23 protein-coding genes are annotated in these 23,966 nt (G+C 41.4%); 9 read left to right on the plus strand and 14 right to left on the minus strand.

Annotated features, from left to right (window positions below; translation table 11 throughout):
• Positions 1-102: 102 nt before the first annotated feature.
• Positions 103-1,881, minus strand: a complete 1,779-nt coding sequence (locus V6259_RS11550) for an ABC transporter substrate-binding protein (protein ID WP_341584629.1) — start codon at positions 1,879-1,881, stop codon at positions 103-105.
• Positions 1,882-2,421: 540 nt separating this feature from the next.
• Between V6259_RS11550 and V6259_RS11555 the strand changes: the two genes are divergently transcribed.
• Positions 2,422-3,639 carry a phospholipase D-like domain-containing protein gene (locus tag V6259_RS11555; RefSeq protein ID WP_341584630.1) on the plus strand — a complete coding sequence of 406 codons (1,218 nt, stop codon included), beginning with the start codon at positions 2,422-2,424 and terminating at the stop codon, positions 3,637-3,639.
• Positions 3,640-3,692: 53 nt separating this feature from the next.
• Here the strand turns inward: V6259_RS11555 and V6259_RS11560 are convergent, their stop codons facing one another.
• The 4 genes from V6259_RS11560 to V6259_RS11575 all read right to left on the minus strand — a co-directional run bounded on the left by V6259_RS11560 (position 3,693) and on the right by V6259_RS11575 (position 9,021).
• Positions 3,693-4,418: a 1-acylglycerol-3-phosphate O-acyltransferase gene (locus tag V6259_RS11560; protein ID WP_341584631.1), complete on the minus strand. Its 726-nt coding sequence runs from the start codon at positions 4,416-4,418 to the stop codon at positions 3,693-3,695.
• A gap of 75 nt (positions 4,419-4,493) precedes the next feature.
• On the minus strand, positions 4,494-6,791 hold the full coding sequence (locus V6259_RS11565) for a putative bifunctional diguanylate cyclase/phosphodiesterase (RefSeq protein ID WP_341584632.1): 2,298 nt from the start codon (positions 6,789-6,791) through the stop codon (positions 4,494-4,496).
• A gap of 223 nt (positions 6,792-7,014) precedes the next feature.
• Positions 7,015-8,010 (minus strand): 23S rRNA (adenine(1618)-N(6))-methyltransferase RlmF, encoded by a 996-nt coding sequence (gene rlmF / locus V6259_RS11570; RefSeq protein WP_341584633.1) that lies wholly within the window; start codon positions 8,008-8,010, stop codon positions 7,015-7,017.
• A gap of 72 nt (positions 8,011-8,082) precedes the next feature.
• Entirely contained in the window at positions 8,083-9,021 is a 939-nt protein-coding gene (locus V6259_RS11575) for a LysR family transcriptional regulator (protein WP_341584634.1), read from the minus strand.
• 109 nt (positions 9,022-9,130) lie between these two features.
• Between V6259_RS11575 and V6259_RS11580 the strand changes: the two genes are divergently transcribed.
• The gene (locus V6259_RS11580) at positions 9,131-10,102 is read left to right on the plus strand and encodes a DMT family transporter (protein WP_133012321.1); all 972 of its coding nucleotides are present in this window, start codon (positions 9,131-9,133) and stop codon (positions 10,100-10,102) included.
• A gap of 75 nt (positions 10,103-10,177) precedes the next feature.
• Here the strand turns inward: V6259_RS11580 and V6259_RS11585 are convergent, their stop codons facing one another.
• The 9 genes from V6259_RS11585 to V6259_RS11625 all read right to left on the minus strand — a co-directional run bounded on the left by V6259_RS11585 (position 10,178) and on the right by V6259_RS11625 (position 17,034).
• Positions 10,178-10,528, minus strand: coding sequence for a DUF6164 family protein (locus V6259_RS11585; RefSeq protein WP_133012320.1), 351 nt, complete (start codon positions 10,526-10,528; stop codon positions 10,178-10,180).
• Between the two features lie 82 nt (positions 10,529-10,610).
• The gene (locus V6259_RS11590; protein WP_341584635.1) at positions 10,611-11,165 is read right to left on the minus strand and encodes a DUF3833 domain-containing protein; all 555 of its coding nucleotides are present in this window, start codon (positions 11,163-11,165) and stop codon (positions 10,611-10,613) included.
• A 20-nt stretch (positions 11,166-11,185) separates the two neighbouring features.
• Positions 11,186-11,920 (minus strand): hypothetical protein, encoded by a 735-nt coding sequence (locus V6259_RS11595; protein ID WP_133012319.1) that lies wholly within the window; start codon positions 11,918-11,920, stop codon positions 11,186-11,188.
• Entirely contained in the window at positions 11,917-12,441 is a 525-nt protein-coding gene (locus V6259_RS11600; RefSeq protein ID WP_133012318.1) for a DUF2878 domain-containing protein, read from the minus strand. Before V6259_RS11600 ends, V6259_RS11595 begins: the two co-directional genes overlap by 4 nt.
• Before the next feature lie 9 nt (positions 12,442-12,450).
• On the minus strand, positions 12,451-13,725 hold the full coding sequence (locus V6259_RS11605; RefSeq protein ID WP_341584636.1) for a cyclopropane-fatty-acyl-phospholipid synthase family protein: 1,275 nt from the start codon (positions 13,723-13,725) through the stop codon (positions 12,451-12,453).
• Between the two features lie 22 nt (positions 13,726-13,747).
• Positions 13,748-14,548: a DUF1365 domain-containing protein gene (locus tag V6259_RS11610; RefSeq protein WP_341584637.1), complete on the minus strand. Its 801-nt coding sequence runs from the start codon at positions 14,546-14,548 to the stop codon at positions 13,748-13,750.
• A complete protein-coding gene (locus V6259_RS11615) occupies positions 14,539-15,792 on the minus strand; it encodes an NAD(P)/FAD-dependent oxidoreductase (RefSeq protein ID WP_133012315.1) in 1,254 nt (417 codons plus the stop codon). The genes V6259_RS11610 and V6259_RS11615 overlap by 10 nt, the downstream gene beginning before the upstream one ends.
• Positions 15,793-15,844: 52 nt before the next feature.
• Positions 15,845-16,591, minus strand: a complete 747-nt coding sequence (locus tag V6259_RS11620) for an SDR family NAD(P)-dependent oxidoreductase (RefSeq protein ID WP_341584638.1) — start codon at positions 16,589-16,591, stop codon at positions 15,845-15,847.
• A gap of 11 nt (positions 16,592-16,602) precedes the next feature.
• The gene (locus V6259_RS11625; protein ID WP_133012313.1) at positions 16,603-17,034 is read right to left on the minus strand and encodes a nuclear transport factor 2 family protein; all 432 of its coding nucleotides are present in this window, start codon (positions 17,032-17,034) and stop codon (positions 16,603-16,605) included.
• Positions 17,035-17,306: 272 nt separating this feature from the next.
• Between V6259_RS11625 and V6259_RS11630 the strand changes: the two genes are divergently transcribed.
• From V6259_RS11630 to betB, 7 genes are all read left to right on the plus strand, one after another.
• Positions 17,307-17,882: a sigma-70 family RNA polymerase sigma factor gene (locus V6259_RS11630; RefSeq protein ID WP_133012312.1), complete on the plus strand. Its 576-nt coding sequence runs from the start codon at positions 17,307-17,309 to the stop codon at positions 17,880-17,882.
• 5 nt (positions 17,883-17,887) lie between these two features.
• Positions 17,888-18,583, plus strand: a complete 696-nt coding sequence (locus V6259_RS11635; protein WP_341584639.1) for a ChrR family anti-sigma-E factor — start codon at positions 17,888-17,890, stop codon at positions 18,581-18,583.
• A 126-nt stretch (positions 18,584-18,709) separates the two neighbouring features.
• The gene (locus V6259_RS11640; RefSeq protein ID WP_133012310.1) at positions 18,710-18,892 is read left to right on the plus strand and encodes a hypothetical protein; all 183 of its coding nucleotides are present in this window, start codon (positions 18,710-18,712) and stop codon (positions 18,890-18,892) included.
• A gap of 195 nt (positions 18,893-19,087) precedes the next feature.
• Entirely contained in the window at positions 19,088-19,288 is a 201-nt protein-coding gene (locus V6259_RS11645; RefSeq protein ID WP_341584640.1) for a hypothetical protein, read from the plus strand.
• A 461-nt stretch (positions 19,289-19,749) separates the two neighbouring features.
• Positions 19,750-21,462, plus strand: a complete 1,713-nt coding sequence (locus tag V6259_RS11650; RefSeq protein ID WP_341584641.1) for a lysophospholipid acyltransferase family protein — start codon at positions 19,750-19,752, stop codon at positions 21,460-21,462.
• A 436-nt stretch (positions 21,463-21,898) separates the two neighbouring features.
• Positions 21,899-22,204: an isoamylase early set domain-containing protein gene (locus V6259_RS11655; RefSeq protein ID WP_133012307.1), complete on the plus strand. Its 306-nt coding sequence runs from the start codon at positions 21,899-21,901 to the stop codon at positions 22,202-22,204.
• Between the two features lie 300 nt (positions 22,205-22,504).
• Positions 22,505-23,962, plus strand: a complete 1,458-nt coding sequence (gene betB, locus V6259_RS11660) for a betaine-aldehyde dehydrogenase (protein WP_133012306.1) — start codon at positions 22,505-22,507, stop codon at positions 23,960-23,962.
• Positions 23,963-23,966 lie beyond the last annotated feature (4 nt).

The raw sequence follows: 23,966 nt of genomic DNA on the forward strand, positions 1-23,966 counted from the left end.
TCACTCCTAAAGTTAAATAAGCACCTACTACGAAGCTTGGTGTGAATACTTATTATCCACACCAAACATCGTCACTGGTTTTGGTCTATTCAAGAAGTTTGACTATTTTTTAATCTCAATAAAACGCCAATAAGTAATTAATGGATTCACTTTCAAACCATGAACATTAGCGTGCGCGACAGTACTACCAACACGAGTATCACCAAAAATATAAGGTTGATATTGAGCCAACATACGGTTCATTTTGTCATATAACTTTTGACGAGCGTCTCCATTCGGCAATTTTAAAGTTTCCTCATAATCTTTATTATATTGAGGTAAATTGAAGGCAGAAAAGTTCGCATCCCCTTTGTTTGGACCATAGAACATCTGCATAAAGTTTTGCCCATCTGGGTAATCTGCACTCCACGCTAACCCCCACATTTGCAGTTTACCCTCACGATTTGCTTTAGATAACTCAGTCCATCGAGCTACTTTGAATGTTAGCTTTATTTTTAAAGAGTCAAAAGCCTGTTGCCAGTATTCATTCCATTGTCGATCTATAGCCGCTGATCCAGAGCCCATTTGTATTGATAATGGGGAACCGTCAGGTTGTGTACGGTATCCATTTTTACCTATTTTATAGCCAGCAGCATCTAACAAAGCATTGGCTTTTGCAGGGTTAAACTTGACACCTATTTTAAGATTGGGGTTGTAGCCTGCAACGCCCTCAGGAATAGCATATTCCACCGGCACAGCTTGCCCTCTGCGAATACGCGCAATGGTTTCACTACGGGGAAATGCCATAGCAATTGCACGACGCAATGCGATTTTACGTGGGGTATAACCACCGACTTCTGGATCTTCCATGTTGAAAAAATAAAAGGTGATTTCTAACGCTTTCAAGCGTTGAAGCTGGATCCCTTTATCCGCATATTTTTTCGCCAACGTCACATCTAATGGATTTTTAGGATTCATCACCAGAGCTTCTTTCAACGCTGGCTGAGGGATTTGACTAACATCAAGTTGGTCATTCAAAAAAGCTAACCAGTTTGGCTGCTCTTCGTTGATTATATTAATGTTCACCTGCTTCACTTGAGGAATTATTTTTCCTTTCATTTCTTTAGCGACTTGCATAGAAACAGGATCTTTCGGATTACCTTTAAAATCAAAAATTTCTTTCCTAAAACTAGGATTAGCCTCCAATACAATTTTACTACCAGGTTTCCATGTTTTTAACTCATAAGGCCCCGTTCCTACGGGATGTGCATTGGTATTAGACGCATTAGCTTCAATTACTTCACGCGCTACGGCACCAAAAGAAGGCATTGCTAGAATAGTCGAGAAATTATAGTTCACGTGAGTCAAATTAATTTGTAACGTGTACTTATCTAATGCCTTAACACCTTTGATCTGAGTATCATAATTCAGAGGTCCAGTACCAGCTTCTTTCTCTAATTTATCAGCCCCCACAAACTGCCCTTCGACCAAATAGCTTTGCGGTGAGTTAATCGTTTTATCTAATAAACGCTTGAAGGAATACACATAATCAGCTGCAACTAACTCGCGTTTTTTTCCTTTAAACGCGGGATCTGAAGCAAAGTAAATCCCCGGTTTGATCTTGAATGTATAAGTCTTACCGCCATTCGTTATAACTGGCATGGACTCTATTGTGTTAGGAATAAGTTTGGCAGGCCTAGCAAGATAATCATAGGTTACTAGAGGGTCATATATATTAGAAACGACATCTAGCGAATAGCTATCTGACACCTTAGCGGGGTCAAATCCCGTAGCGCCTGCCGGAAAAGCAATGTTTAACGTCTCTTTTGGAGTCGCCGCCAATGCCGACCACGAGTACACGGTAATAACGGTACACAAAGCGACTTGATATATTTTTTTCATTATTCTCATTCCCTAATCATGACGCTGTATAAAACAAAAATTAAGTAGACATTGTCAATGTTACGCTTTTTTAAGAAACGGCCATTTTTTAGTGACCTTTAGTAGTATTTAACGGTTCATATCTATGACTATCATTCAGGCTTCTCACTCTCAAAGTCAGAAAAAAAATGATCGTTATAAAAAAAATTAAATATTCTTGAATCACAGAATAAAAACTAAAATAAACTTACATTGTGAAATTAAACCAATAAAAACAATAAGATAAGTTATTTATAAAAATTCAAAAAACATTGAAGAAAGAAAAAAAACATTGATCTACATATTTATTATGTCATTAACATATATTTTTTTAGGCACTGAAGCCTATGTAATTTTGAATAAGATAATCAGTAAAACCTCCTTAAGGCCATCGCAGAAAAAAGTTAAAATACTATTTTAGTGTCAGAATTTTACCAATTACTTTCAGTTCAATGGCTTTATATAACCGCACCATTATGTGATAAGAATATACGAGGTAAATAATTCATAATAAGGGAGAAGATGATGTATCGCTGGATGCTGTGTTTGTTGTTTTTATGGTGTGCAGGAGCACAGGCAAAATTTTCCGTTTCAGGTCTTGAGTTAGTTCATACCGTTCCAGTCGAGACCAACTTAGCAACACCAGATTTACGAAACCCTGTCAGCGTATGGTGTGATGAGTTTGATAATGCAAAACAGGAAATCGATATTGCTCAATTTTATGTTACTGGAAAAACGGGGGAACCACTTCATAAAGTCATCGAACACTTAAAAGCGGCAGGAGAACGTGGCGTAAAAATCCGTTTTCTGATGGATGAGCATGGCTTGTCAATTTCTAATACAAAAACCTTAGACACACTAAAAGCAATTCCTAACCTGACTTTTAAATTAATTGATTACAGTAAAATAGGCGGCGGTATTGTCCATGCCAAATACTTTGTTATAGACGGTGGAACAAGCGCCTATATAGGTAGTCAGAACTTTGATTGGCGATCCTTGAAGCATATTCATGAAACAGGTTTACTGGTTACTAATTCAACAATTGCACAACAAGTACAAGCCATCTTCGAAGTCGATTGGCAAAACCAAGCCCTTATCGCGCAAGGGCAGCCCCCTGTTGTATTAAATCAAAAAACGGTTTTAGCTGACGAATCTCAAGAAGATTACCTAGTTGCCAGCCCGAACGCTTTTAACCCTCCGGGGGTAGGTGATTCGCAAAGTGAGCTTCCTCGTTTATTAGCCAAAGCGAAAAAAGAAGTTAAAATCATGGTAATGACGTACGCGCCATTATCTTTTTCCACACACCAACCATGGCCATACTATGCAGTTATTGATACAGCGATTCGTGCCGCGGCTCAGCGAGGTGTTAAAATTGAACTCATGGTATCTAGTTGGAATACCGGCAAACCAGACATCGACTACTTAAAAAGCTTACAAGTGTTACCTAATATTCAGGTCAAGATCGTCACTATCCCACAAGCAAAAGAAGGTTTTATTCCTTATGCCCGTGTTATGCACACTAAGGCAATGGAAATAGATAACAAAATTGCTTGGGTTGGCACCAGTAATTGGGAAGGTGGCTATATGGATAATTCGCGCAATTTAGAAATTGTTATGCAAAACAAGCCGATGGCCATGCGCATTACCGAACTTCATCAACAACTGTGGAACAGTGCTTACACTAAAGCATTAGATGTGAATCACGATTATTCAAAACCACATCCTGGCTCGGCGAAATAATATAATTTTTTGCGAATAATTGGCGTAACAGAACTATTTTATCCGGCAAAAAACTACTTGTTCGGTTGAGCCAATTCCGCATCTAGGCGTTGTTTTGTTTCATGCATCAGTGTTTCGCATTGTTTAACCAAATTAACCACATCGGTCTCATGCAGACCGGTGGTTGCAATAGGTGGTAGCATTTCAACAATCACCTTACCGTTGCACCAGCGGTTCACTTTTACGTGCTCGTGGGTGTTACTGCATACGACGGGGATGATGGGCACACCTGCTTGAACCGCCGCATGAAATGCTCCACGTTTAAAAGGCAACCAACCACGACCTCGACTACGCGACCCTTCGGGAAACATAAAAATAGATAAGCCTGTGGTTTTCATTCCAGCAACAACTTGATCAATAGTGGCGATGGCTTGCTTTTTGTTATCGCGGTTGATCATGATATTACCGCTGATCCAATATAAAGCCCCAAAGAAAGGAACCCAACGCAAAGAGCTTTTACCAACCGTTACCGCACCTCTAGGAAACACGACTGGCACAGTGACTAAATCGAAATTATTTTGGTGATTAGAAACATAAACAGCTTGAGGAATCGATTCGGATTCTTTAGCAACTCGCCCTTCTACAGACAAGCCAAACAAAGGAGCAACTCGGACAAAGACTTTACTAAGGTGGTAAACACGGTCTTTAGACCCTAATGTGAATAGGCAGAACACTAAGCCCCACAAAGTAATACCAACAATCGCAATAAATAGTAACAACACTCTTATTAGAAATAACATACTTGAACTTACCTTGCCCTCAAATAATGAATCTGACTGAGTCAAATTAAAACTGACAGATCATTTATCCAATGTTTAAACGGGTTTGAATGCCTGTTGCCAGCGTAAAAACTCTTCTGCAACCAATGGTTTGGAGAAATAATAACCTTGGATTTTATCGCATTTATACTGACCAAGCAGAGCAACACCTTCGGCATTCTCCGCGCCTTCTGCAGTCACTTGGAAGCCTAAACTATGAGATAGTTCAATAGACGCTTTGACAATAAATTCATCGCCTTTATTACTATCAATGTACTGAATAAATGCTCGATCTATTTTCACCTCGTTGACAGGCAGTTCACGTAAGTACGCCAATGAAGATTGGCCAGTCCCAAAGTCATCGATAGCAAGATGAATCCCTAACGACTGCAAGCCTTTTAATACTTGGATCACTTTAAGCCGATCTTTCATAACAGCACTTTCAGTCACTTCTAAAGCCAGCGCTTCAACAGGTAAATTATTCTCTTTGAGCGCCTTTTCAATCATTCCTGGTAGCTGTTCATTAACTAGATCATGGGCCGATAAATTGATGGCAACACGAATTCTATGCCCTTCAGACCACCATATATTTAGCTGTGCAAGAACAGATTTAATGACCCAATGGGTCAATAATTGAATGTTACCAGCATGCTCTAGTAGCATGATAAATTCGTCGGGAGGAATAAAGCCTAATTCGGGATGACGCCAACGAATCAAGGCTTCAGCTTCGTTACAGTCTTTAGATGCGACGCCCACTTTTGGTTGATACACAACAAACATTTGCCCTGAATCCAAAGCCTCAGACAAGTCACCAATAATACGCAATTGACGCTGATGGCTCTCATCTTGACCCGCTTGGTAAAAAGCAACACCACCAGGCTCTTCTTTGGCTTGATCCACTGCGATGTCTAAGCGGCGCATAGCATCATTGACACTCAGAATCGTGTCTTCTAGTGGTAGTACACCGACGGCAACGGAGAGCAGAACTTCTGACCCTTGAACGATAAAAGCCTCGTCAAAGAAGGCGCTCAATGAGTTGCATTCGTCTGATGTGATTTCCTCATCAAATACCAATAAAAATTGATCTCCAGCGATGCGTGCTTGCATCACTGCATGACTGCCCCAGGCCAATAGTCGTTCTGCGACTTTAAGTAATAACAAGTCGCCATTATCAAAACCCAACATATTGTTAAGGTCTTTGAAGTGGCGAATGTCTACCAATACCAAATACCCCTTTTCACGAGGCAGCTCTCTATTCAGGTATTGCTCCACCGCGCTGCGATTATGCAAACCGGTATGTAGATCATGAAAGGCTCGATTGGTTAGCTCTTCTTCCCGTAATGAAATTGAGTTTTGCATCGACATCATGGTATTCGCTAACACACAAAACTCACCTTTTACGGCTGGCGCTTTGGCTTCAATACCGATTAAACCAATCTGCCTAGCGAACTCAACAAGACGTTCGATTGGTGCTGTTAAGTTTCTGGCAAGCAGGATGCCAAATAATAAGGCCAACGCTAATGCGCCGGTAAAGATAAGTAACAGTTGATTACGGGCTCGGTTATAACTTTCTAACCAAGGTTTGTATGGCAAGTGCAAAACACCCCATTGATTTTTGGCATCTAAGTCGATACCAAGAGATAAGTATTTATCCGAGTTGGTAAATTGAGGTTTTTTAGTAAGCGCGCCCACACTTTGAATTTCTGCAAATAAATCATGCTTATCTTGTTCGGGGAGAGTGGAATATCCAGAAACTTCTTGCCCATTATTTGTATCGCCCACGAAGCTAATTTCCAGCCCCGTTACCGCTTTAATTTCTTGTGCCAGCTTTTTATCTAATAAAAAAGCCATGCCAACCCAAGCAATAGTATTAGGAGCTTTTACAGGCACTAAAACCAACTGATAGGCTTGCCCATGAGAAGAAATCATAGTGTTAATGGCTGCACCGCCTGAGCGACGAGCAGATTGAATTAGACTCGAAACGGTTTTATCAATATCCAATTCTTTGGTAGCGGTAAGTATCTTCCCTGAAGGCGAAACTAAGAAAGAAACATCAGCACCAATACGAGCACCTTGGTTGACTAAAACAGAACGGATTGTCCCTATTTCTTGCGTAGCAACGGCTTGTTTAAAACCGAAATCAGAAACGAGAATCCCAACACCTTTGGTCAATCGATCTGCTCGACTTTCAAGGGATAAATAGAATACATTTCGTGCGACGTCTATCGCTTGAACACCTTGTTTATAATTGTCTTCTTTTAGCGAACTAAGTACCGCGACTGCGGTTCCTAGTTGAACCATCGCAAGCAAGCCTAATAATAAAACGATTAACCGCGAACGAAAGCTAGTTAACATATAATAATTCCTCTAAACCTACGTCGACGGCAATGACTTCTCAAGCTCAAGTATTCTTTAACGCGTGACTCACTTTAGGGTGAGTTCATTATGGCGTCACGATAATTGTATTATTTTCGCTTGATTTACTAAGCAGTATATATATTTAGTGCATAAAGAGTTAGCAAAGGGGAAAACTAAATCTCCTTTAGCGAAAAGTAATAAACAAAGTATTCTTTACTGGTTATGGCGCCCAATAATTATCTTGCCAATAATCCATTTGATTATCTTGTAAAAAACTCCATGCCACGAAACGGCTAATTTTTTGCCCTTGCGCCATTTCTATGGTTTTTATTTGTCGTGCTCCTACTTCTTTTAGCGTGCGATAAATAGCATCCAGATTACTTTGTCTGGCAACCAATGAAGTAAACCAAAAACAGCGATCAGAATAGTGAACACTCTCTTTAATCATACGTGAGACAAAACCCGCTTCACCACCGTCACACCATAGTTCAGGCGCGGTTCCACCAAAATTCAACACCGGCTTAGTGGTCGTGGACTTTGTAGATTCTTTTCCTTTTACACCCCGCCATTTACGTTTTGATTCATCCTGCATAGCAGCTTCACTAGTGTGAAATGGAGGGTTACAAAGCACCACATCAAAGCGCTCTTGCTCTTTCCAAATACCAGCAAATAACGTCGCCGTATTGTTTTGCAAGCGAACGCTCACCGCGCCTTTCAAACAAGCGTTTGATTTAATAATGGTGTCACAGGTTGCCACGGCAATAGGGTTAACGTCTGAGCCAACGAACTGCCAGCCATATTCTTGATGACCAATAATAGGGTAAACACAATTTGCACCGACTCCCACATCCAGCGCTCTGACACTTTTTCCTCTAGGAATCACACCTTTATTACTGTTTGCCAATAAATCGGCAAGGTAGTGAATGTAATCTGCTCGTCCTGGAATAGGTGGGCACAGATAGCCAGGTGGAATATCCCAAAACGCCACGCCATAAAAATGGCTTAATAGAGCACGATTTAATGTTTTGACAGCGGCGGGATTGGCAAAATCAACTGATTCATTGCCATATTGATTAAGCTTAATATAGTGGGAAAGCTCAGGGCATGAATCCGCTAACAGCGCAAAATCATAACGCGCCTGATGAGGATTACGAGGGTGTAATTCGAGCTTATTAGTACGCTGACCTTTCGATTGCTTATTTTTCAATGCCGCCATAATGCCGTCAATTTTATCAAAACGTCAGTATAACTGAATTTACCTTTAAGGTGGACTAACAAGCATTTAGAGCTAAATCGCAGGGTAAGGAATTAGGTCTTTAACAACCCGCTCACAAATACCTCTAAACCAAATAACACCCGGATCATTTCCGACAGATTTTGGCCAGCTTGAGTAGTAATTAATAAACGGAAAGTCCATTGGTAAATCTTTTATTACCAAGCCAAATTGCTCTCTAAAACGCTCTGGAAGTAAGCCACTATTACTCATTAACAAGGATGTTCTACCCACAGTCTCAAGCGCCGCCAACATATAAGGCGTACGGAAGGCAAAATGCCGTTCGCGCGCACGATCACCAAGTAAGGCATCACTAATGATTGGATTAGCCCCTCCTACTCCTAGGTTTACTAAGACATGAGAGTAGGATAGATAATCATCCAAGGTGATGCTTTCTCTGTCAGCCAGCTCATGATTAGATGACATAATGCAACGGAATTTCTCGTGGCCTAACAGCATTTTCTCAAAGCGGTTTGGCAGCTGAATATAATCACTGCACAATGCCACATCGAGAGAGTGCTCCGCTTGATTAAGCAAGCTAGTTTCCGTCAGTGTGCTCGTTTCTAGTGAGGCGAATGGGGCTTCTCGATAAAATTGCTCGGCAATCGCAGGCATATAAGCTTGTGCTTGATAATGGGTTGTTTGCATACGAAAGGTACGACGGCTACTTTGCGGTTGGAATTCAGACTCTGTCCATAAGCCAGCCATTTGCTCTAACATCAACTTCAAAGGCGCCTCTAATGCTAAAGCTTTTGACGTTGGCACCATCTCTTTTGAGGTACGAACAAACAAGGGATCATCGAACGCATCACGTAAACGATTTAGCAATCGACTCATCGCAGATTGACTCAAAAATAAACGATCTGCCGCCCGCCCAACATTGCGTTCTTCAAGTAAATATAAAAGCCCTGTTAACGATTTCAAATCCAAATGCTGTAACGTGCTGGGAATCATAAGTAAAATCCGATTTATGCATAATAGTTAGAACTATTATGCATTGGATTTAATCGTAAGGGGAAGCCATGATGCAAGTTCGGAATAACTTTTTCTTAGGATCATCGTTATGTTAACGCCAAAACAAACTTTCTTATTCGGCCTCTTTTTTAGCGGCGTTACCGTATTTTTTTGGGGCATGCTGCCGATTGCACTAAAGCTGTCTTCAGGCTTTTCAGATCCAATCACCCTGACTTGGTTACGCTTCTCGGTTGCAGGAATTATTTTAGGATTATGGCAATGGCAGCGTGGGAAGTTAGGTGAGTTCAAAACATTGGCCAAAAAAGACTGGTTACGCATTTTTTCTGCTGGGACATTTTTGATCATCAACTACACCTGTTTTGCTTGGAGCCTACAGTTTTTATTACCAGGTTCTGCTCAATTAAGCTTTCAAATTGCACCACTATTTTTAGCATTAGGTGGCCTTTTCTTTTTGAAAGAAGCCATTCACATCAAGCAATGGGGCTGTTTTGTTCTGCTTGGTATTGGCATGTTGGTGTTTTTTCACCCTGTATTTTCAAGTGAGCAAAGCAATAATATTTGGATTGGCTTTGCCATTATTCAAGTATCTGCGTTAGCTTGGTCTCTCTATGCGCTGTTACAAAAATCGCTATTTACCAGACTCGCCCCTTCTAATATTTTACTGGCGATTTATTGGTATGCCTTGGTTGTGATGCTGCCTTTTTCATCGCCTAGCCAATTAGCGTCCATGTCTTTTAACGATGCGATAGTGGCGGCGTTTTGCTGCCTTAATACGCTCATCGCTTATGGAGCATTCGCGCAAGCGTTACGTTATTGGCAAACAGTGCAAGTCAGTGCCGCCATTGCATTAACGCCTGTTACCGCTTTTATCTTGACGGAAGTCTGCGTGGCATGGGGATTTTGGCCTGACATTATCCAATCGTCACATGCAGATGCTTTGAGTTTAATTGGAATGTTAATGGTGGTGGTTAGTGCGATAAGCGTGCAATTTATTAGCGCGTCTATTCAAAGGAAGAAGCACCGAGCAGCCATGGAACAACAGCCACTAAAAGTGGCTTGAATGCTGGTGTTAGAGAATGTTATTGCTAAATAAAGCCATTGTCAGAGGGTTATTTTCGATAGGAGCTTTTCGCGTTTAAATCCAAGCGAAAAAAGGCAGTAAAGACAAACTTAAGACAATCAATATAGCGAATAAGGTAAACACGCTCTCTGCCGGATTCTGACGAGCGTATTGAACATAACCCACCAGCCATTCCCAAAGGGTGGGTGGCTTGCGATCCGTCATTCGTTTGAGTTGATCCTCACGAATTAATGCTCGCGCTGCGGTCGCGTGCTCTTTATCTTTTACCCAGATACCCGCTAAGGATATTTGCCAGCGTCCGGCAGACGTTTCGTAAAAAGGAATATCGTTATCAAATAGTAATTGGCGAATATCATCCGCTTCGTCATCGGGTACATATTTGAGTCGAAAAACCAGAGTAGCCATAACGCGCCTTTTACTATCAAGAGGGAGAGAACGGCGCAAGGATAAGAGAAGCTCTAGTGAAATACAATCGTCTGGCTTGTTTCTAGTCCGCTACTTTCTCAATAACTAAAGTAAGATAACCCACATCAAAACCAAATTTACTCAATACCGATTCATTAATAACCACGTTCTCGTTCACTTTATACATTCGATCATCAACGCTAACCTCTAAAAGGTCACCGTCATACGGAACTTGCAGCGTGTATTTCATAAACAAAGCATTACCCGCTTGGCTAATGATGCCCTTACCAATAACATCATTAGCTGTTGCCGTATAATGCCCATTTTCATCTGGCGTCATTACCCAAGTACGCTGCTGTTTTTCACCATCATCAAACACGAAGTTTTCTTTTAGCGTTCCTACTCCATTTTCCCACTGACCATATAGGTCAGCATTAAAATAGCGAATCACTTTACCACTGCGATTTTTTAAGATCCCATGAGCTTTGAGAGGTCCAGAGAAAAAGTTAGACAAAGCGAAACTGGGTGTATTCTTAGCATATTCAGAAACATCTGGCGTCGAGCAGCCAGCCAGCAAAATGAAATTCACAAACACCAGCGTTTTTAACCACGTCATTTGTTTCATGAGCAATGCCATTTTCTCTTCCTTCTATCCGATCACTTAAAATAATGATACTGAATATCGACCGCTTTATAATCGCCGTTTTTATCTGCAATATTGGCACGACCAGTAAAACGTAGCAGGCGTTTTGTCTCTGGGTCATACGCTAATAAAATCGGATCTATTAACATCCTAACAACCCATGAGTCTGGCGTAAGAGCAAAACATTCCGCGCCTTTTTGAGTATCTGGTTTACATAAGCTTCGACTCACAGTAAAGCCAACGGTAGATTGGCGACTAGGAGCAATGAACTGAACGTCCATTTTTGTGTCATTTTCTAGAGACTGCCAATATTCTTTCACAAACGCATTAAAACCAGCGTCTACTATCATGCCTGGTTTATAGGGAATATCTGCTGTTTTTACTTTTGCATCTTTATTTTTTTGATAATGAACAATAATATTTTTTGAGTTGCTATTAACCTCAATTCTTTCTCCATTACGTTCATTTACTTGAGTAAAACTGGGGGCAATTTTAGATTGGCTCTCATCAATAACTTTATGCCCAAAGACCAGACCATCAGGCTCTGAGTACTCTACATCGTGCTTACCATTTGCGCCTATTGTGTGCGTTTCTCGATACAGCAACGCCCCTGTTTTTACACTGTAAGCGGTACCCACTACCTTATTAAAGCTTTCTTCCGCTGATGCTATTTGGCTAAATGTTGCACCTAGAATAAAGGCAACCAACAAAGGGAGTACTGGCTTACGGGTAATAGATTGCTTGATCATAATTGCTTATCCTCTTTCGAATACAGAGCCCATTTTTCACAATAGTACACGCTAATTGGCAGGATTAGTGCCCAAGCTAAAGCAATGACAAATAAAGAAAGCCAAATGGGTTCGGCTAACGAAATGTCCGTAAGCTTTGTTCCAGCAATGTAACTAAAAGTTGGTCCAATAAAACCCAGTAAAGCACTCAAGCCATACCGGGTTCTTAAGAAAGCCAAGCTATGGGCAAATAAGGTGGCAACGGATATCCACAGACATAACAACCATATCGGTGGAAGATTGCCAAAATGTTGCATGTCTGCCGGAATCGTAAAAATACCGAGACGGAAAAAAGCCCCGTCAACCAGAACACCCAAGAGGAAAAACAGTAACACCAAACGCCACTCAGCACGCTTATGCATAAAGTAATGATAGTGCAAAAATAAATACACTAACGTTACAGGCAAAGCCACATAACTACCGCCGAGGACGCAGCTAAACCAAACACCTTGAAATAACACCGCATTAATCAAGGATTTCATTTCTATTCCTTATTGATGCACAGACGCTAAAGCAAACCGATGCTCAGGTTTTGCAAAAATAAATTGCCCAGTGCTGATAGCGCGCTCTTTAAACCCACCTTCACAATACGCCAGGTAGAAATCCCACATACGGCAAAAAACATCATCAAAACCCATATTGGTAACATCTAAACGAGCCGCATGAAAACGCGTCCGCCAATCGGCTAATGTTTTAGCATAATGTTCAGTAATATCTTCCAAACCAACAATTTGCATATCGGTTTTTTGGGCAATTTTTTGTGCGATAACTTGATTGGAGGGCAAACAACCACCAGGAAAAATATAACGTTGAATAAAATCCACTGAACCACGAGCATAATCATAACGCTGATCCGCAATCGTGATCGCTTGAATAACCATCACCCCATGCGGTTTCAGCAACTGACTGCATTTACTAAAATAACTGTCATAGTATTCGTGACCCACCGCTTCAATCATTTCAATCGAAACAAGTTTGTCATACTCACCGGTCAAATCACGGTAATCTTCTAGCAAGAGTGTGATTTTGTCACTCAAACCTGCTTCTTCCACTCGCGCTTTGGCAAAGTCATATTGCTCTTTAGAAATAGTGGTTGTCGTTACCTGACAGCCATAATGCTGAGCCGCATGTATTGCCATGCCTCCCCAGCCAGTGCCAATTTCTAATAAGTGATCTTTTTTTGATAATTGTAATTTCTGACAAATCCGATCCAGTTTATTCACCGATGCGATTTCTAAAGAGGCATTATCTTCTGGGTAGACTGCAGCGGAATACATCATGGTTGGATCAAGAAACAATGAGAAAAAGTCGTTGCCTAAATCGTAATGGGCAGAAATATTTTTCTTTGAACCACGCTGACTATTAGCATTGAGCTTATGAGCAATTTTAGCGCCGATACGACTCCAGATAGGACGCTTAGCATCCATACTGTTGATCACGTTTAAATTGGCCACCATCAGACGAATAACAGCAACTATATCTGGCGATGTCCACCAGCCTTTCATGTACGCTTCGCCTGAGCCAATACTGCTGTTTAAAAATATATCCCGATAAGCGCCATTGCTGTGTATTTGAATATGCGCATGATGACTGGCGGTGCTTTTAGGCGCACCGAATTCATGTAACTGGCCTTGGTCTTCTAATGTTAAATGCCCTATTTCGAGCTTTTTTAACATCTTAAATACCACGCGTTTAGCCATGCTATCGAACCACTCTCCGCGACGGCTCTTGCCAACTTTCTGATTATTTATACTGACTGAGTTCATTCAATCATGCCCCTATGTTTTATTATTTAATGTTGGAAGATTCAGTGTCTGGATGCGAATAAAATGGCACTTTTTTCAACCACAATGCTAAGGCTTGCCAATAAATCCCCGCGACAACTTTCATTGTCATAACCGGATAACTGAACAGCACCTTAGCCAATGAAGCACGAGAAATAGAAGTCCGCGTTAACGACAAGGTTGCATCGAATACACAACGCTCTGGGTCGTCTTGTTCTTTATTCTGCATATGAACCGCCAGTTTTTTGCCTGGTGTCGTACTGCGCCAATCATAAAAATGATTCATTGGATGAAATGGCGAGACATGCATCTCCTTATTAAAAATAATACGTTGACGATGGCGAGTTGGATCACACGAAAGCACATAAGTAACACGCTCTTTCCAAGGAGTATTAGTCACTTCTAGCAGCATAGCGTTAAGCTGCTCGTGTTCGTCAAAGCAGTAATAAATAGTAATTGGATTAATAATAAAGCCAAAATATCGACAGTTTGTCAGCACTCTTACGGGGCCGGTTAAATTCGTCTTCAGCTCTTTATTTACTTTCGCCAACACAGCCTCTTTTAAAGGCACCACCTCATCACCAAAATAATCTTGTCGCTTAAATCTGGCTAAATGAAACGCCTTTTTCGACCACCAAGGACTAAGCGTCAGAATTTGATCCAATTCATCCAGATCAAAATACATCATAAAAACTCGGTAACGAAAGCCATGCTCTTTCGGTGAGAAGCGACGATGGCGCACGACGCCATGGTAAATAGCGCTATGATATGTTTCACCCTGTACGGACTTTTGAGCTACTTCCATTGAACCCCCAAACCATTCGCAACGCGCACGCCACTCCAGCAACCATCTTCATGAAAGCCATTACGCCAATAAGCCCCACAGAACCAAGTATTATTAACGCCATTAATGTCTTGCCAGCGATTCTGGGCGGCAATACCTTCTAATGTGAAGGTAGGATGAGCATATTGATAGCGGCCAATAATTTTGCTTGGGTCAATCGTTTCTGTCTGATTAAGCGTGACGACATACGTTGTTTCGCTGGTGAAGTTCTGCAAAATATTCATGTTATAGCTTAAGGCCGCAGGCTTTGTTTGATCTTTACCTAAATGGTAATTCCAGCTTGACCAAGCTAATTTAGTTTTCGGCAGTAACTTATCATCCGTATGAAGCACCACATCGTTGTTACGGTATGGAATCGCCGACAAAATAGCCTGTTCGTCTTCACTTGCGTCACTCAATAACGCTAAAGCCTCATTACTATGACAAGCAAACACCACTTGGTCATACGTCTCAATAACACCCTGTTCAAAATGCAATTCCACGGAATCAGACAATCGTTTCACTTTTTTAATTTTGCTGTTCAATCGAATTTTTTCTTGGAACAATCTGACTAACGGCATCAAATACGCAGAAGAGCCTCCTTTTATGACTCGCCATTGTGGCCGATCATTAACGCTCAACAGACCATGGTTTTTGAAAAAACGTACAAAGAAAACTAACGGAAAATCCATCATTTCCTCAAGCGTTGCTGACCAAATAGCGCTGCCCATGGGAATTAAATAATGGCTAGCAAAACGCGAGCCGTAGTTTTTCTTAGCGAGGTAATTGCCTAGTGACAATCCCTCTTCAAGCTCACCACTTTCTAAGTCTCGAATCGCCTCTTTGTTAAATCGCATAATGTCTTTCAGCATACCCAAATACGGCAAGTTGAACAGATTTCGTCGCTGTGCAAATAAAGTATTGAGATTGTTGCCACCGTACTCCAAACCGGTTCGCTTACAACTCACACTAAAGCTCATCTCGGTTGGTGTAGACAACACACCTAATTCATCCATTAAGCGAATAAAATGTGGGTACGTCCAATCATTGAATACGATAAAACCCGTATCAATAGCACGCTGTTTTTGCCCCTCTTGAACTTGCACGGTCGCCGTATGTCCACCGATTCGAGGGGCGGATTCAAAAACAGTAATGTCATGCTTACGCTGCAATAAATATGCGCTGGTTAAACCGGAAATCCCTGATCCAATAATGGCAATTTTCACTCATTGTCCCCTTGGGTACGCCTATCTCATTAAAAAAGCGTACGCTATCAATTTAATATTTAGGCGCTGTCATTACTGCCCAGCGCTTTGGAAACTGCTTGGCGACCCAAAGCATGGCGGTTAATCGTTTAGGAAAAGCGTATTCGTAAGGCCGCTTTTCAATAGCCGCTTCTATGCGGACGGCAGCCTGCTCTGATGACATCAAAAATGGCATAGAAAACGTGTTTTTTTGAGTTAATGGCGTATCAACAAAACCCGGCAAAATACACGTCACATCAATATTAGAAGACAGTAAGTCCACTCGTAATGATGATAAGAAATAACGCACCGCCGCCTTGCTTGCCCCATAAGCTTCAGCTTGGGTAAAGGCCGCTTGTACTGCTTGAGAACTGACGCCGACAAGATGAGGTTGTTGCGCTTTTTTGAGTAACGGCAGACAGACCTCAACACTGTTCACTAGGCCAAAGTAATTAACCGACATGACACGCTTCATCATGCTCCAGTCTGGGTTGTTAATATCCAAATACTCACAGTTTCCGGCATTCAAAATAACGCAGTCTAAGTGTGGTGAGTGTTGCCGCAAGAGATCACGAACACAGTCAATTTGAGTGTCATCTGTCACATCATAAGGAATGAAGATAAGCGCTTCATTGGCAATAAAATCGACTAACTTGCCTTCTGTTCGAGCACTAGCGAGCACGTGATAACCGCGTGCTAAATAACGCTCAACAAGGGAAAAGCCAATTCCTGAGCTAGCACCCGTAATCCAAATGACTTTTTTTTGCTTACCAGCATCCATTGTCACGCTCCTTATTGCACCGCTAAACGTTTTTTTAACCCCTTAACAACACATCCCAATAAAGGAACATGTTCGTACAGCATTTGCCCTAGGTCGTAGACGTCTTCGTGGTAATAAATACGGTCATTGAATTGGATCTGACTAATGCCACGTACCGTCAATGTTTTATTACCTAGCTTAGGATGCTTAAAATGCATATTCCATTTAATGTAAGCGCAGTTATCACTCACCATCTGATCTAGGTATTCAAAGCGACCACTATTAACATCCGTACATAAATCCGACATGTAGGCATGAAGCTGCTCAATGCTTCTGACTTCCTGCACTGGGTCTTTAAAAATAATATTGTCTGCATAGAGCTCATCTATTTTCGACAATGGGATGTGCTTAATATCCTGATAGAATGCTTTGAAGGCTTCTATCAATCTGTCTTGAGAATCCATTTAGGCTTCCACCGTAACTAACAAAATGTCGTAACAATTCACTGTACCAAGAGACTCATCAGTTCATTGCCCTGTTTTGTATTAAACGCACTCATCAGCGCCTTGGATCACTTTTTGATTCTGTTAACGCCATCCAACCTTTATTTGATGTGTAGAAATATTCTCAAGAAAGAAGTGATCTACTATGCTTAGCCTAGCGTATAGATACCATAACGTAATTGACGGCTAGCAAGCATTAAGCCATCACCACTTAGCTTTTTATGGAGTCATAAATGGAGCGTGCCAAACAGACACAACCTGATGACCAACTAGTGCAAGATATGTTTGCCGTCGCTGAACATCGCGATCAAGTAGCCTTAACTCGGTTATTCGATCACTATGTGCCTAAAATCAGAGCCTTTTGTCTCGCGGCTCAGCCTGGCGCAAATCTAATGGCAGATGATATTGCTCAAGAAGTCATGATTAGAATTTGGCGAAAAGCACATACCTACAAGCCAGAAGCTGCATCACTAAATACGTGGGTATTTACCTTGGCAAGGAATGCTCGGATTGATTATTTTCGTAAAAATAGCCGTCATCAAACCAACATTGATCCTGACTATCTTTTCCAGAGCATCGTCGATGAAAATGCAGATCCATTCAAAGATGCTCAGCACCAACGAGATCAAGAACGCATTAAAGATGGGTTAGATAAACTGCCACAGGATCAGAAACAGGTATTATATAAAGTGTATTTAGAAGGCAAAACACATAAAGAAGCAGCAGAAGAATTATCGCTACCTCTTGGGACAATAAAATCTCGAGTTCGCCTAGCACTTCACAAACTCACTATTTACATTAAGAGGTAGTCACCATGCTTAACCATCATCCAAGCATTGAAATGCTGACTGACTACGCTGCAGGCTCACTGGCATTGGCATATTCTTTGTCTGTTTCTACACATTTAGAGCATTGCTCGGAATGTCAGCAACACGTTCGTAAACTTGAAGTATTAGGGGCAAATTTATTTACCCAAACAGCCCCTGAAAATCAATCGCTGTCTTTTCTAAAGCAGTCTTTTTTCGAAAAATTAACGGAAGAAGAACAAGATAGAACAAGTGAAACTCTGGCTGAAAACAAGCAAAAATCAGTAAAGAACTGGTTTGACGACTACAAAATTCCTGCAAGCCTACGCCAGTTTGTACCAAACAATTACGATGAACTGTCTTGGATGAAGTTATCGCCATCTGTCAAAATCGCCACTTTGTGCGACGAAGATGGTATTCAGGTTTCTCTTACTCGCATCAAGGCCGGCGCACATATTCCAACGCACACTCATGCCGGTGAAGAAATTACATTGGTATTGGAAGGCGCATTTTCTGATGAGAAAGGAGTGTATGCCCGTGGTGACTTTGTCAGCCGTAATGCGAGCCACAAACATAAGCCGATGGTAACAAAAGACGCTGAATGTATCTGCTTAACAGTACTGGATGCGCCAATTGAGTTTACGGGTTGGCTTACTCGTTTCTTCAATCCTATTATGCGTCGCTATCACCCACAAACTCAGTAAAAACAGAGAGAACGCTTTTTTAAGATATTGAAAGATGACGACCGTTTTTCCGAAGATAGGCTACAACAAGAAATATTTTTGAAAATATGGTACAGTCCTTGTTCAACTAACGATAAGGACTTAATTATGGCTACTAAGAAGAAGCAACCAGCCGCTTCGGAAACGTCGGAATCTATTGAAAAGCAAATGCAGGAATTCCTTGCACGTGGCGGCCAAATCGACAAAATAAACTCCGGTGTTAGTGGTCAGTCTCAGCTTACGGGATCTCGTCATATTTCCCTAGGCAACAATAAAACGAAAAGCCAATAAGCTTTTCGTTTTATTGTTTGAGCAAGAGAACCGCACAACCTATATCGAAAAACCAATTAATCACTCTTCCCCGCATCAAATATCACATCGTTAAAGATGGACGTAAACGCTAAGATTTACGACAAAATAACGTTCCTAAATATAAATGCGTTAGACTAGAATTCAAATAATATCACCTTAAAGGATCTATCATCCATGCTCACTGAATCTGATCGTGCCTTTTTCAGGCCTAAATGGCGACGTGTTGCCGCTACCTTATTCTGTGTAGCTTGGTCAGCTTTGGAATGGTCTGATGGCGAAGCATTCTGGGGGAGTGTTGCTATTGGGATTACTATTTACTGCCTATGGAACTTCTTCTACAAGTTTAATGACAATAATACGTCGCAAGATTCGTAAAAGCTTAACAGGCAAATATCTGCCTTTTTATCTTCTCCGCTATATTACTTACTAGGCAAACGTCACAATATCGTAAACCAAGCTCCTTGGTAAAAGCGTATTCCATACCCTCCTAAGACATTTATTCGTCTCAACTTTTGCTATATTGATTGCTATAGAGTTTTGTATTTTCTTTTTCCGATGTGTGGAAAGCCTCTCTTACCGTCGAAAAGAAAGTAAGCCTCCCTAACGACTCTATCGCTGCTGGTTCTCCAGTTGGCGGTTCTTGCCCACCTACTGGTGGGCTTTTTTATGTATTAACGCTTTGCGTTATTTATTGCATTTCATTATCCAATTAGGCCCGCTAACCTGCAAAAAGCCTTTGGTCATATTTTAGCCATCTAATTGTCACCCACCTGTCACATTTGCACTCTAGTCTCAATAGTACCAACTAAGAGTCTTCCCCCTAGCGGAGCGCCATTGTGATACAAGTAGAACAATTGATTGCCAATAAATCACCTCAGTTCTTCAACAAGAGCCCACTTATTACTCGCCCTACATTGAGCGTACTAAAACACTTATTTCACGAAAATGAAGTGAATCATTTTTTAGATAAAAATGAGGATTGCGCTGGTTTCGAGTTTATTGATCGAGTCTTAGACCATTTCAATTTCACTTATCAAGTTGGTCAAATGGACCGTCGCAATATTCCCGCCAGCGGCCGCGTGATGATCATTGCTAATCATCCACTTGGTGCACTTGATGGCTTAGCACTATTGCGCTTAGTGGGAGAAATTCGTCCTGATGTGAAGATCGTTGGTAATGATTTATTAATGGGATTCGATGGCCTCAAAAGCCTCGTGTTACCCGTCGATAATATGGGCGGAAAGACAGGGCGCCAGCAACTTAAAGCGATTATGAATTGCTTACACAATGAAGAAGCCGTCATTATCTTTCCTGCTGGAGAAGTTTCCCGCCTATCGCCTAGCGGCGTAAAAGATCAACGCTGGAACCATAATTATCTCAAACTAGCTCAGAAGACCAACAGTCCATTGCTACCGGTTCACATTGGTGGTCGCAACTCGATATTATTTTACACCAGCTCTTTGATTTATCGCCCACTGTCTACTATCCAGCTCGCTAACGAAATGTTTCGTCAAAGAAACCGAAAGATACCAATGCAAGTAGGCCAAGCGATTCCAATTCAAGAATTGGCCAAACTACCGTTAAATGATAAAGAAAAAAGTAAGCTGGTAAAGCGTCACCTTTACCGCATTGCAAAAGGCAAAAAACCACTCCTTAAAACAGAGAAAACAGTCGAACATCCACAGAATCGGCAATTAATTCGTAACGAATTAAAGCAGTCTGAGCTCCTTGGCAGTACCAAAGACAACAAGCAAATCTACTTATTTAATTACGACCCCATGTCCGTCATTATGAAAGAAATCGGGCGTTTACGGGAGATTTCCTTTCGTAAGGTAGGCGAAGGTACTGGCGAACGCTCTGATGTAGACAAATTTGATCAACATTATCGCCATTTGATTTTATGGGATGAAGAAGAATTAGAAATCGTCGGGGCGTATCGTATCGGGGAAGTTGCTCGTTACATGAAAGAAGATAACCAAAATCGGATTTATAGTGCGGAATTATTCCGTTACTCATGCGATATGGAGCCCTATTTTGAACAAGGTATTGAGCTGGGCCGCAGCTTTATCCAGCCTAAATATTGGGGGAAACGCAGCCTAGATTATTTATGGTATGGCATTGGCGCTTATTTAAACCGTCATCCAGATATTCGTTATATGTTTGGACCTGTGAGCCTAAGCAACAGCTACCCACAAATTGCCAAAGATTTTATCGTGTCTTTCTACACACTGTATTTTTCAGATAAAGAACATTTGGCCAAATCATTTACACCATACCAGGTTAACCCAGAGCACACTGAAATCATTTCAGGATTATTCTCAGGCACAAGCTACGAAGAAGACTTTAAAATCCTGAAAGAACAACTCGGACATTTTGGTGCCAGCGTTCCAACGTTGTTTAAACAATACAGTGAGCTCTGTGAAGAAGGTGGGGTTCGCTTCTTAGACTTTGGAGTCGATGCCGACTTTGGCTACTGTGTGGACGGTTTAGTCCTAGTAGACCTAAATACAGTCAAAGAAGCGAAACGAAAACGTTACCTAGATCAATGATGATGACGATTTGAGTGGTGGGGTTTCTGGTGATTTTTATCATGGGGTAACTTGAATAAAACAAGATAAGCGATCTTAATCACCAGCATCACAGTTAATACGATAAGAACGATCAGTTGTAGATCCATGCTATCACCACTTATTTGTAATTTTAAACGGGTGCGTTATGTCACTTTCTAAGTGTAGCTTATATCATTATTAAACAGCAAAAAACTGTGCATTTATTGATCTACGGCACTAAATAATAGCAACGACAGGCCTTAATTTGGCTTATTATTAGGTGAGTCAAATTATCATTTGAAGCAAAATGCCAAGTTTTACTCAAATATGAATGACTTATGGTAAATGGCGCAGGTCTTGCTTGAGAGAATAGAGTTACCCCTTTATTTTACCTGACACATTAGTTTCATCTCAAAAATAGATATTGGAGCTGGAAATGATTGAGAAAAAGTACCTAAAAACCAAACCACAATGCAAAGTAAAATTTGCGCTTCCTGCCGACAAAGTTGGTAATGCCAAAAAAGTAGCTGTTGTTGGCGACTTTAATAATTGGGACTGCAACGCAAACCCAATGAAAAAACAAAAATCCGGCGTGTTTGCCTCTACGTTAAGTTTGGGAATTGATGCCGCTTATCAGTTTCGCTATGTATTAGATGGTACAGAGTGGATCAATGATGAAATGGCCGATGACTATGTACCAAGCCCAATAAGCTATGATACAAATGGTGTCATTAGCCTCTAAAAATAGCTTCCTAGTCTATTTCTACGTCTCTCTTTCATAGTGTGGACCAGAGGCGCTACTTTTTTCTCAAGTCCTTATTTTGAGGGCACTTCTGTACCTGCTTAAAATAAAACACTTCCTTTGCCTAGCCTCCTAGCTTTATCCTTAGACCACTAATTAATGGATTCAGGCTGCAATTAATAGTCAAAAAATGTACAATTGTTTTTATTAAACGCGCGTTTAATAAAAACGCAGCAATCAGTATCTCGATTATTCAAGCGAATATATCGTCAAGACACTAAACGATTAAAGAGGTTTACCATGGCACATCAGCAGCAATATATTCACGGTCGCTACCTTGCATCTACAAGCGGAGAACATTTCGAAACGCTAAACCCTGCAACAGGTGAAGTCATTGCCACTATCGAGCACGCTGGACAAGCTGAGCTAGATGCTGCTGTTGAGTCGGCAAAAAAAGGGCAAAAAGTATGGGCTGCAATGAGCCCGGTAGAACGTGGCCGTATCTTAAAAAGAGCAGCAGAATTACTACGTGAAAACAATGAAGAACTTGCTCGATTAGAAGTACTCGACACCGGTAAACCATTACAAGAAGCTATATGTGTTGATATTGAAACCGGTGCAGACGTAATAGAATACTACGCAGGTCTAACCGACAAAATCCAAGGCGAATACCAAGATCTTGGTAACGGCAACTTCTACTACACTCGTAAAGAGCCTCTTGGCGTATGTGCTGGTATCGGCGCATGGAACTACCCAATTCAAATCGCTTGTTGGAAATCAGGGCCTGCACTGGCTGCAGGTAACGCCATGATTTTCAAACCATCTGAAGAAACACCGTTAACAGCACTGAAATTGGCTGAGATTTACACTCAAGCTGGCTTACCGGATGGCGTGTTTAATGTGGTTCAAGGCGATGCTCGCACTGGCCAGATGATTACCGCGCACCCAGGTATTGACAAGGTATCGTTTACTGGTGAAGTGGGTACAGGTAAAAAAGTCATGGCCGCTTCTGCACAATCTCTGAAGCAAGTAACCATGGAATTAGGGGGCAAATCCCCAATGATTATCTTTCCTGATATGCCAGTTGACCAAGCTGTGTCTGCCGCGATGCTAGCCAATTTCTATACTCAGGGTGAAGTTTGTACCAACGGTACTCGTGTTTTTGTCCATGCAGACATCATGGATGCTTTTACTAAAGAATTAAAAACTCGTACTGAAGCCATGATCATTGGCGACCCAATGGACATGGATACACAAGTTGGCGCATTGATCTCTAAAGATCATATGCAAAAAGTACTTGGCTTTATTGATGCGGCCAAAGCATCTGGCGCAACGTTATTGTGCGGTGGTTATCAAGTCACTGACAATGGTTTAGAAAACGGCGCCTTCGTGGCACCAACTGTCTTCACCAATTGCACCGACGACATGCCGCAAGTACGTGAAGAAATCTTCGGACCAGTTATGTCTGTTTTAAGCTTCACCGATGAAGATGACGTTATTGCTCGTGCAAACGACACAAAATACGGTTTAGCGGCTGGCGTATTCACCAAAGATTTTGCCCGTGCACACCGCGTAATCAATCAAATGCAAGCCGGTATTTGCTGGATCAATGCATGGGGCTCATCTCCTGCAGAAATGCCTGTTGGCGGTTATAAAGAGTCTGGTGTTGGTCGTGAAAACGGCATAGATACGCTTTATCACTACACCCAAAATAAGAGCGTATTTGTTGACCTGAACGACGTTCAAAACCCTTATTAAGCGA

The organism is Marinomonas sp. TI.3.20 (assembly GCF_038155025.1).
Taxonomy (GTDB): domain Bacteria; phylum Pseudomonadota; class Gammaproteobacteria; order Pseudomonadales; family Marinomonadaceae; genus Marinomonas; species Marinomonas flavescens.

Bases quoted from the DNA above. Each gene is read 5' to 3' on its own strand.
- V6259_RS11550 (WP_341584629.1), bottom strand. From the start codon at position 1,881: ATGAAAAAAATATATCAAGTCGCTTTGTGTACCGTTATTACCGTGTAC.
- V6259_RS11555 (WP_341584630.1), top strand. From the start codon at position 2,422: ATGATGTATCGCTGGATGCTGTGTTTGTTGTTTTTATGGTGTGCAGGA.
- V6259_RS11560 (WP_341584631.1), bottom strand. From the start codon at position 4,418: ATGTTATTTCTAATAAGAGTGTTGTTACTATTTATTGCGATTGTTGGT.
- V6259_RS11565 (WP_341584632.1), bottom strand. From the start codon at position 6,791: ATGTTAACTAGCTTTCGTTCGCGGTTAATCGTTTTATTATTAGGCTTG.
- rlmF (WP_341584633.1), bottom strand. From the start codon at position 8,010: ATGGCGGCATTGAAAAATAAGCAATCGAAAGGTCAGCGTACTAATAAG.
- V6259_RS11575 (WP_341584634.1), bottom strand. From the start codon at position 9,021: ATGATTCCCAGCACGTTACAGCATTTGGATTTGAAATCGTTAACAGGG.
- V6259_RS11580 (WP_133012321.1), top strand. From the start codon at position 9,131: ATGTTAACGCCAAAACAAACTTTCTTATTCGGCCTCTTTTTTAGCGGC.
- V6259_RS11585 (WP_133012320.1), bottom strand. From the start codon at position 10,528: ATGGCTACTCTGGTTTTTCGACTCAAATATGTACCCGATGACGAAGCG.
- V6259_RS11590 (WP_341584635.1), bottom strand. From the start codon at position 11,165: ATGGCATTGCTCATGAAACAAATGACGTGGTTAAAAACGCTGGTGTTT.
- V6259_RS11595 (WP_133012319.1), bottom strand. From the start codon at position 11,920: ATGATCAAGCAATCTATTACCCGTAAGCCAGTACTCCCTTTGTTGGTT.
- V6259_RS11600 (WP_133012318.1), bottom strand. From the start codon at position 12,441: ATGAAATCCTTGATTAATGCGGTGTTATTTCAAGGTGTTTGGTTTAGC.
- V6259_RS11605 (WP_341584636.1), bottom strand. From the start codon at position 13,725: ATGAACTCAGTCAGTATAAATAATCAGAAAGTTGGCAAGAGCCGTCGC.
- V6259_RS11610 (WP_341584637.1), bottom strand. From the start codon at position 14,548: ATGGAAGTAGCTCAAAAGTCCGTACAGGGTGAAACATATCATAGCGCT.
- V6259_RS11620 (WP_341584638.1), bottom strand. From the start codon at position 16,591: ATGGATGCTGGTAAGCAAAAAAAAGTCATTTGGATTACGGGTGCTAGC.
- V6259_RS11625 (WP_133012313.1), bottom strand. From the start codon at position 17,034: ATGGATTCTCAAGACAGATTGATAGAAGCCTTCAAAGCATTCTATCAG.
- V6259_RS11630 (WP_133012312.1), top strand. From the start codon at position 17,307: ATGGAGCGTGCCAAACAGACACAACCTGATGACCAACTAGTGCAAGAT.
- V6259_RS11635 (WP_341584639.1), top strand. From the start codon at position 17,888: ATGCTTAACCATCATCCAAGCATTGAAATGCTGACTGACTACGCTGCA.
- V6259_RS11640 (WP_133012310.1), top strand. From the start codon at position 18,710: ATGGCTACTAAGAAGAAGCAACCAGCCGCTTCGGAAACGTCGGAATCT.
- V6259_RS11645 (WP_341584640.1), top strand. From the start codon at position 19,088: ATGCTCACTGAATCTGATCGTGCCTTTTTCAGGCCTAAATGGCGACGT.
- V6259_RS11655 (WP_133012307.1), top strand. From the start codon at position 21,899: ATGATTGAGAAAAAGTACCTAAAAACCAAACCACAATGCAAAGTAAAA.
- betB (WP_133012306.1), top strand. From the start codon at position 22,505: ATGGCACATCAGCAGCAATATATTCACGGTCGCTACCTTGCATCTACA.